An 8,422-nucleotide genomic window follows, 5' to 3' on the forward strand; every position below is an offset into this window, starting at 1 on the left:
TAATTTATCTCCAGTAAAAGATATGTCCTTGGAACCGCCTAAGCTAGATCAACGCAGTTATGAAGATATTGTTCAGCAGAGTGTAAAGCTGGCGGAATCCTATACGGATTGGCGATCGCCCGATTCTACATCTTCCCCATCTGCCGATGTGGGGCTAGCGTTGGTACGAATTTTTGGTCACATGATGACGGTGGTACAAGATCGCCTCAATCAGGTTCCCAGCCGCAATCAGCTCGCGTTTATGAATCTGATCGGTACGGAGTTGATTCCACCACAGCCATCACGGGTTCCAGTTACGTTCAATTTGGCGGCAGGCAGTCCTGTGGAAGCCTTAGTGCCAAAGCAAACGAGAATTGCGGCTCCGCCACAGGAGGGTGAAGACGAAGAAATTGTGTTCGAGACAGAGCGGGAGTTACTGGTCACTGACACCCAACTCAATGCAATTTTTGTGATTGAAGATCGCGATTACTATAGCGATCGCCATGGCGCGGCAATGGTTGATGCTGTCCATGAGCCATTCCACGTCTTCCATGGTGATAAGCCCGTAGAGCATTACCTTTATTTGCATGGCAAGGATCTGTTTGATTTGCCAAAACTGGAGACAATCACGGTGACCTTTGAGACGGACTCTCCAAAGAGTGCCGAACAGCTAGCATTTCGGTTACGCGATTGGATGGTGTGGGATGGCAAATTTTGGCAACCCTTGACGGCTGTTGAATGTGAGTGTGAATCAGCGCGATCGCAGGTGCAAGTCACGCTTTCGCAATTGCCGAAACTGAAAGAGGTTGAGGTGAATGGTCTTGCCGCCAAATGGCTAAGGGTGAGTTTGACCCCTCATAATCGGCAAAATTTGCCCGAACTCGTTTCCAGCCTGATCACAACCCATATTGATCGCCCAGCTCTCCCCGAAGAGTGCTTTTTTAATACGATTAGGCTGGATCTGAGTAAGGATTTTTATCCTTTCGGAACGACACCGCAATATAACGACACGTTTCTGATGGCGTTAGATCCGCATCTGATCCAACCCAGTATGGCGATCGAAATACAGGCGCAATTAAGCCAAGTACCCCGTCATACCGATGATTTGGAATTACTGTGGGAAGTTGGCTGTGGACAGCAATGGCATACCATTGAAAGTACAGATCAAAACAGAGATCAAGATAGAGATCAAGATAGAGATCAAGATAGAGATCAAGATAGAGATCAAGATAGAGATCAAAGTACTGAGGATGTCGAAAAATTTCGATGGCGATCGGATTCCGCTCCTTTGCGTTTGGTAGAGGGAAGTGTGACAGGGACGTTTCAGTTTCCTGCCACCTTGCCACCATTACCAATGGGGGAGGAAAGCTATTGGCTGAGGGCGCGGATTGTGCAAGGGCTATATGGGAGCCGAGGACGTACCCGTCAGTATGTGATGTATAACGATGTGACCATGCTCTCGACCGCGATCGCCATTGGTCAAACTGAAATTGTGGTGGATAACATTGAGGCTTTGGCTGTCGAGGATACAATCCGCATCCAGTCAGGAATAGCCCCGACCAGCCAAGAGGAGGCTAAAATTGTCGCCATTCGTCCTGCGACATCCGTTGTCGTCCTAAACCGAGCCACCCGTAATGCTTATACCGCTGGCAGTCGTATCCTCAGCAAATTTGCCATCACCGACCAAACACCAGATATATTTGCCCCCCCGATTTTGCAATCGATCACTCTGACCTATCGCTTTTTTCTTGAAAGAAAAGCCACGATAAAGTCGTACAACGATTTTATTTTTACGGATGGCGATGCCCTAGAGTTGTTTCTCCATCGTTCTATATTCGCTGGCGAAAGGATCGTCGAGTTAAACGATGTCAGTGCGTTGGCGGTTGGGGAAATTATTAAGTTTACGGGGCAGACGGTCGAACTGGGGCAGATTGAACTGATCGATCGCGATCGCCAACAGGTAATTTTAGTTAAGCCCTTAGATTACGACCACCTCAACGCGACAAGGGTATGGCGATCGTTCCATCCGCTTACGCCCCAGATCCATCGCGATTCTTCTCTTTATCTTGGATTTAACCGTCCTTTTCCCAACCGAGCCAATACGCTTTATCTACAAATCCAAGCGCCCCAACCTGAAGATGTTGCTCCAGGGGTAAATCAGATGGCTCATCTTAGTCACGCCCAGCGCTTAGTATGGGAATATCCCAGCCCGAAGGGATGGCTACCCTTAACCGTAGTGGATGAGACCCAAGGTTTTTTAGAAAAGGGGTTGATCCAGTTTGTGGGTCCGACCGATTGGATTACTTCTCCCCATTTTGGACAGCAATGCTATTGGTTACGGGTACGTCAACAGCCGTTGGATTGGCAATCCTTGCCTATAGTTTTGTTTTATCTTTGGCAATGGGCGATCACCTTTGAACTATACAATCTCTACGGCATGATGCGTTACTTTGCACGTCTGGTGGCTCGCTCGGTAGATTTACCCGTACCACCAAGGCTCTGTGCGGTGCGAACGAATACGACTTGGGCAAATCAATCCATTACTCTGAATGGAGAAGTGCTGGGATCTAGCAATCATGAACCAAATCAAGTACTAAAGGCGAGTCAGTTTCCGATTTTATGGGGCGAATCCTTAGCTGTGGAAGAGGGGCGCTTGCCAGCGGAATCCGAACAACAATATTTACGTCAGCAATTTGGCGATGAGGCGATCGCTGCCCACTACGATGAAACAGGTCGTCTGGAAACTGTTTGGGTGCGTTGGCAAGAAGTCCCAGATTTTCACAGCTCTATGCCCAACGATCGCCACTATGTGATTGATCGCCAACTGGGACAAATTCGCTTTGGAGATGGTCAAGCAGGAAAAATCCCCCCCCGTGGGCGCAATAATATTCGCCTAAATACCTACTGCACGGGTGGTGGCATCCGAGGTAATCAAGCCGCTCAAAGCATCACGGAACTGAAGACAACGATTCCCTATATCGCCCAAGCAATCAACTGGGAATCGGCCCAAGGCGGCAATAATCAAGAATCCCTTGAGCGGTTGAAGGAGCGATCGCCCAAGCATCTCCGTCATGGCGATCGAGCTGTTACCGCCCAAGACTTTGCCGATCTCACCTATGAAGCCTCCATTGATATCGCCCGCGTGCAAGTGATCACCCCTGACATGATGGCTCCCGACTTTAGTCCCCTCCTTGAGGAACTCTGGATCGACCCTAACCCCGACCCCAATCATCAAGCGATCGCTGGCAACGAGATCGATGTCTTCAAAAATGAACTCCGCGCTGGCTGGGTGCAAGTGATCGTTGTTCCCCATAGCCCCGACCATCAACCTACCCCCAATCTAGCTCTCCTGAACCGTGTTACCCAATTCCTCAAAGCTCGCTATGTTCCCACTCTCCAACTCCGCGTTTCGGGACCTAAATGGCAGGAAATCCGCGTTAACACCGAAATCGTTCCTCAGAGCGTCGCTAATGCGGGAACCGTGAAAGCCGATGTCCTGAAAGCTCTCCAACAATTTTTTCATCCCTTAACAGGAGGACAGCAGGGCAGTGGTTGGCAATTTGGTCGTCGTCCCCACCATTCCGATGTCTACGCCGTTCTCGAATCTGTCCCTGGAGTGCGCTATGTTCATGCCCTCGATATCCAACCTGCTAATGCGATCATTGACCAGCAAACCTTGATCTATTCGGGAACCCACCAAATTGAGCTAAAACTACCTGAAATTAGTACCTAAGCTATGCCCATCCCTCTCTCAAATCTAGACGATCGCACCTACGCTGACCTTGTGGAAGAGGCGATCGGGCGCATCCCCCTCGAAGCTCCCCAATGGACAGATTACAATCCTGCCGATACAGGTATTGTGCTCATTGAACTATTGGCTTGGTTGACCGAAATGGTTTTGTACCGTCTCAACCAAATTCCCTACTCAAACCAAGCCATCTTTCTTTCCCTACTCAAAGGACAACCTTGGACAATACCGACTGGACTCTCCACCACTGACCAAGCTAATCGACTCCAAAGCGAAATCCAAAAGACCCTAGCTCAACTGCGCCAACCCTACCGCGCCGTTACTGCGGCCGATTTTACGCAACTCATTTTCCATGACTGGTTACAAACTAAAACTGCCCCAAGGGAATTTGGGGCAAATGCTGAAATTGCCCGTGTCCATTGTCTTCCTGAGAGAGATTTAGATCATGCTGACATTGATCGGGTTGTCGAAGCTCACATTAGCCTTGTCGTTTTACCACGCCATCCCCAAGAGGATACCACTCTACTAAGGCATACCCTCAAACGTTTCCTGAATCAACGCCGCTTGATTACCACTCATCTCCATGTCGTTGAGCCCCATTACGTTAATGTTACACTGTCCGCTACTCTCTATCTAGAAGACAGTGCCAACTTCAGGGCAGTCCTAAATCAAACGGAACAACGGATTCAACATTTCTTTGCCCCCCTTGATTCCCATGAATTTTGGGATGGGCAAGGCTACCCCTTTGGCAATGATATATACCTTTCAGAACTATATCAACTCCTCGATGGGTTGGCTGGTGTTGACTATGTGGAAGCCATAGAACTAGATGGAGTAGAAGGCGATCGCCAAAAATTCAATGAGCAAAATCAACTAATTGGTCTGACAATTCGCGAACACGAATTAGTCAAGATCCAGATTGGCAAAATTCAAACCTTGCAACGCTTCGGAACAACATGGAAACCAAACATCTAAGCAGTTATTTAGAATACCTTCCCGCCTATCTGCAAAGTGATCCATTTTTGGGTCGATTTCTGCTTGCCTTTGAGCAGGGCTTGAGTGGAATTCCCGCCCTTGAACCCGTTCCCTTTCGCCCTCATATTCTGACTCCAGAATCAGAATCCCCTGTGGGGCTCGAAACTATTATTTCCCAAATTCATACCTATCTTGATCCTCAACAAACACCTGCTGACTTTTTGCCTTGGTTAGCGGGTTGGGTAGCACTGAGTTTGCGGGAAGATTGGGATGATGCGGTAAAACGGCAGTTTATCAGCCAGATTGTGCCCCTGTATCGCCTGCGGGGGACTATTTTTGGGCTCAAAAAAATGCTCACGATCTACCTTGAAAATTCGGGTTTGAGCTATCCCGAACGGACTATTTCCGTCTTTGAGTTTGCCGATCGCCCCCATTATTTTCAAGTGCAATTAGCTCTACCCAGCAATCAGGTGATTCAGCCCGATCGCTACTGGCGAGAATGCCGAGCAGCTCAGGCAATCATCAACGAAGAGAAGCCCGCCCATACCTTCTATGCCCTCCGAATTTTAACGCTGACGATGCAATTGACCCAAACTTGGGGTTGTTGTTATCCTTTTGCGATGTTTGAAGCCCCGTTAGGGCAGAAGGTACAGGTGGAAGTGTCTGTTGCCCTCGACCCAACACTTTTTGAACCAGCATTAGCAGAACAAATTCTCATTCGCATTCAGGGCAAAACAGAAGTATTAGAGCCGAACGGCAGTCAAATGGGACCAGTGGTCAGGCAGACAGTATTCTATGAAAAGATGTTGGCGAATCCCAATGGTTATTTTGTGGCTTTGGCAAATCTGAGCGATCGCCATCTCAGCGGCACTATGACCGTTCAACTTAACTTCACTCTAAATCATCAACATGTCTCTGTCGTCCTCTTGACTGCTCCCTTTCGTCTAGAACCAAACCTCAGAATCTATCGACCTTGGCGACCAGTCGAGGAGATGTCTGGTACTAGTCGCATCACCGATGATCCTCAGACTACTCTGAGACTACAGAGCGCTTCGCCCCCTCGTCTCCATCAAGCTCAAACCCATTATATCGACGGGAATACGCATATTGAAAAGAGGATGGATCAGACCATGCGCCTTGTTCACGATGCGCGGCTTCGCATCTATAAACCTCGAACCCGATGGGATCAGATGCAAGGCAGTACGCGCCTTGGTTCCAGATCAGATCAAACTATGCAATTGCCCCGTGACCCAGAGAACTTAACGCTTCAGGTGTATACCCGTCGCGCCGAATATAAAATCGGCAATACGCTTCTAGGTTCAGAGATCGGCGACACCTTACGCCTCGTCCCCAACTCCCAATGGCTAGAACGAATTTATCGATTTTATCTCTTTGATCCGCCCGATAAACGTCGCATCGAAATTGAAGCTTTGATCGAAATACAATCTATCAACCCAGAGGAATTGCCAAAAATCAGCCATCTTTTAGTAGTCCGAATGCAGTCCCAAACAGCTCCTTTTCCACCCTTTACCCCTGAATTGGAATTTGTAGATCGAGGTATTCGGGCTACTCACCATATGCCCTATGAGCGGTTTCTCAAGAATATTCAGGGTTTTTATATAGTGCTCCAGAATCTCAATAATCAGACTGTGACGGGGACGGTGACGATTCAGATTAATTTTAATCTCAATCAGCGACCTACTTCTTTGGTTGTTTTGGTGGAGAATTTTGAACTAAGCCCAAGGGTTCATGCGTTAGAAATTTGTCATCAGAATACCGATGGCACAATGGGTGGAAACACTATTCTCGGTCGGGTCACTCCTGCGATGCTCCGAGCGAGTATACAAGAGGATGACTGGATTGATTAATTTGAATCCCCGAAAAAGATAGGTTTGCTAAAGATTTGAGGTTCCACAGTTATGGCTGATTTTATTTTAACCATGGGTGATTTAGCGATGTTTAATCCTGTTTTCGGAGCAGCGATCGTCACGGTGATTCCAGGCAATTTAACGGGAACAGGCAAAATGATGATTAATAAAAAAATGGTTTGTATTGATGGGGACGAAAAGACAGTTATGGTTCCTGGCTGTCCCTATATCACTGCATCGCACCCTATTCCTGGGGTCGGTATGCTCAGTATTGCTTCCCTCGCTCCGAACCAAAAAGCTCTCCGCACAAAATCGAATAATAAGCCAGTGTTACTGAAAGGGGGAACATTTAATGCAAAGTTTCAAGTGCTGGTGCCAGCTCAACAACCGACACCAGCAGGACCAGTTCCTGATGCTATGCCGCAATATTCAGGTACTGGTACTTTTATGACTACAAATATGCGGGTTAAAGGTACATAAATCGTAGATAATGATTGGAATATTAAAGTTCTGTTCGACCAATTGGCGATCAATGTGGAATTGACTGGAACTTAAGAGAATTAAGGGCGAAATAATCATGGGTGATTCGCGACTAGGTCAATATCAAACGTTAAAAACTGTTTCTTCTTCAATAAAAACAGCTAGTAAGCAAGAGTCTACTATGCTGCGTGAAGAGCCACAGGAATTTTTGACTAATCAGGCTTTGGGGCGCGTTTTGCAAGCTCAGAGGCGATCGCCACAGGCATCCCCTCTGCCAATGGACAGGATCCAGAGACAAAGTATACATGCCTCTGGTTTTCGAGGTTTATCGCAAGAGTTGGGGCAGAGTTGCACAGAGGGGCTAGTAGTGCAACCCAAGCTGAAGCTGACTAAGGCAGGCGATCGCCACGAACGAGAAGCGGATCTAGTAGCAGCTCAGGTCGTCAAGCGGATCAACACAGATCCTATCCGCAAAACTGAGGTAACAAAGGGCGATCGCATTATGCCCAAAGCTGCTGCTCCGACATCTGCACCCACTGGCACAGCCGTAACTCCCCAGTTTGAGACCACGCTCCAGCAGCAAAGGGGACAGGGGCAAGCAATTCCAGAGGATGTGCGCGAACCCCTTGAAGAAGCTTTTAATGCCGATTTCAGACATGTGCGTGTCCATACCAATGAACAATCCCATCAGTTAAACCACTCAATTCAGGCGATCGCTTTTACTACAGGAACAGACATCTTTTTTAAGCAGGGTGCATACCAACCCCGCAGCCGTCAAGGTCAAGAACTCCTTGCCCATGAACTGACCCATGTGATTCAGCAAAATTCTCAAAAAACTGCCATTCAACGGAAAGGAGCAGGAAAAATCCAGTTTAGTAATGAACCGTTTCCAGAAATTGCGACTTTTGTTCAGGATGTTGCTCAAGAAATTCAAGCCTTTTCAGATACATGGCTAAATTCACCACCATCAGAAGTCGAAATATTTCCTTGGTTTAAGCTTGTCAAACCAAGCATCAAGTTGGAGAAGACAACAAATAATTACAGTCTAGATATTCAAGGGCAAATAGAACTGAATTTTGGCTCTGATTTTGGCAATATTCAGCCCAAGGGTGGCTTCAAGATCAATTACCAAAGCCAATCAAAGAAATGGGATTACAAGAGTGAAAATGTTGGTGTGGAGGTCATGCTTTCCGAGATCCTCCAGTTTAAGGCAGATAATCTGCAATACGACCGTCCTAGCAAAGCACTCAAGATTAAACAGTCAGATCTCATCATTCCGAAACTAAATGATGCCAAAGCCACAGTCGAGAATGCACGAATTGACAGCAATGGACTTGATTGGGACAAAGTCACGCTCAGTGCAACCCAAATT

At 47.5% G+C, this 8,422-nt stretch carries 5 protein-coding genes; all 5 read left to right on the forward strand.

Going from position 1 to position 8,422, the window contains the following annotated elements:
* Positions 1-22: 22 nt before the first annotated feature.
* On the forward strand, positions 23-3,712 hold the full coding sequence (locus PSE7429_RS01415) for a putative baseplate assembly protein (RefSeq protein ID WP_009625250.1): 3,690 nt from the start codon (positions 23-25) through the stop codon (positions 3,710-3,712).
* Between the two features lie 3 nt (positions 3,713-3,715).
* On the forward strand, positions 3,716-4,702 hold the full coding sequence (locus PSE7429_RS01420) for a baseplate J/gp47 family protein (RefSeq protein WP_009625251.1): 987 nt from the start codon (positions 3,716-3,718) through the stop codon (positions 4,700-4,702).
* Complete coding sequence (locus PSE7429_RS01425) at positions 4,684-6,570, forward strand: phage tail protein (RefSeq protein ID WP_009625252.1); 1,887 nt, start codon at positions 4,684-4,686, stop codon at positions 6,568-6,570. The genes PSE7429_RS01420 and PSE7429_RS01425 overlap by 19 nt, the downstream gene beginning before the upstream one ends.
* Before the next feature lie 51 nt (positions 6,571-6,621).
* Positions 6,622-7,050, forward strand: coding sequence for a hypothetical protein (locus PSE7429_RS01430; protein ID WP_009625253.1), 429 nt, complete (start codon positions 6,622-6,624; stop codon positions 7,048-7,050).
* Positions 7,051-7,231: 181 nt separating this feature from the next.
* The coding region (locus tag PSE7429_RS23210; RefSeq protein ID WP_158467601.1) for an eCIS core domain-containing protein at positions 7,232-8,422 on the forward strand (1,191 nt) is incomplete at its 3' end.

The sequence above is a fragment of the Pseudanabaena biceps PCC 7429 genome (genome assembly GCF_000332215.1).
GTDB lineage: Bacteria > Cyanobacteriota > Cyanobacteriia > Pseudanabaenales > Pseudanabaenaceae > Pseudanabaena > Pseudanabaena biceps.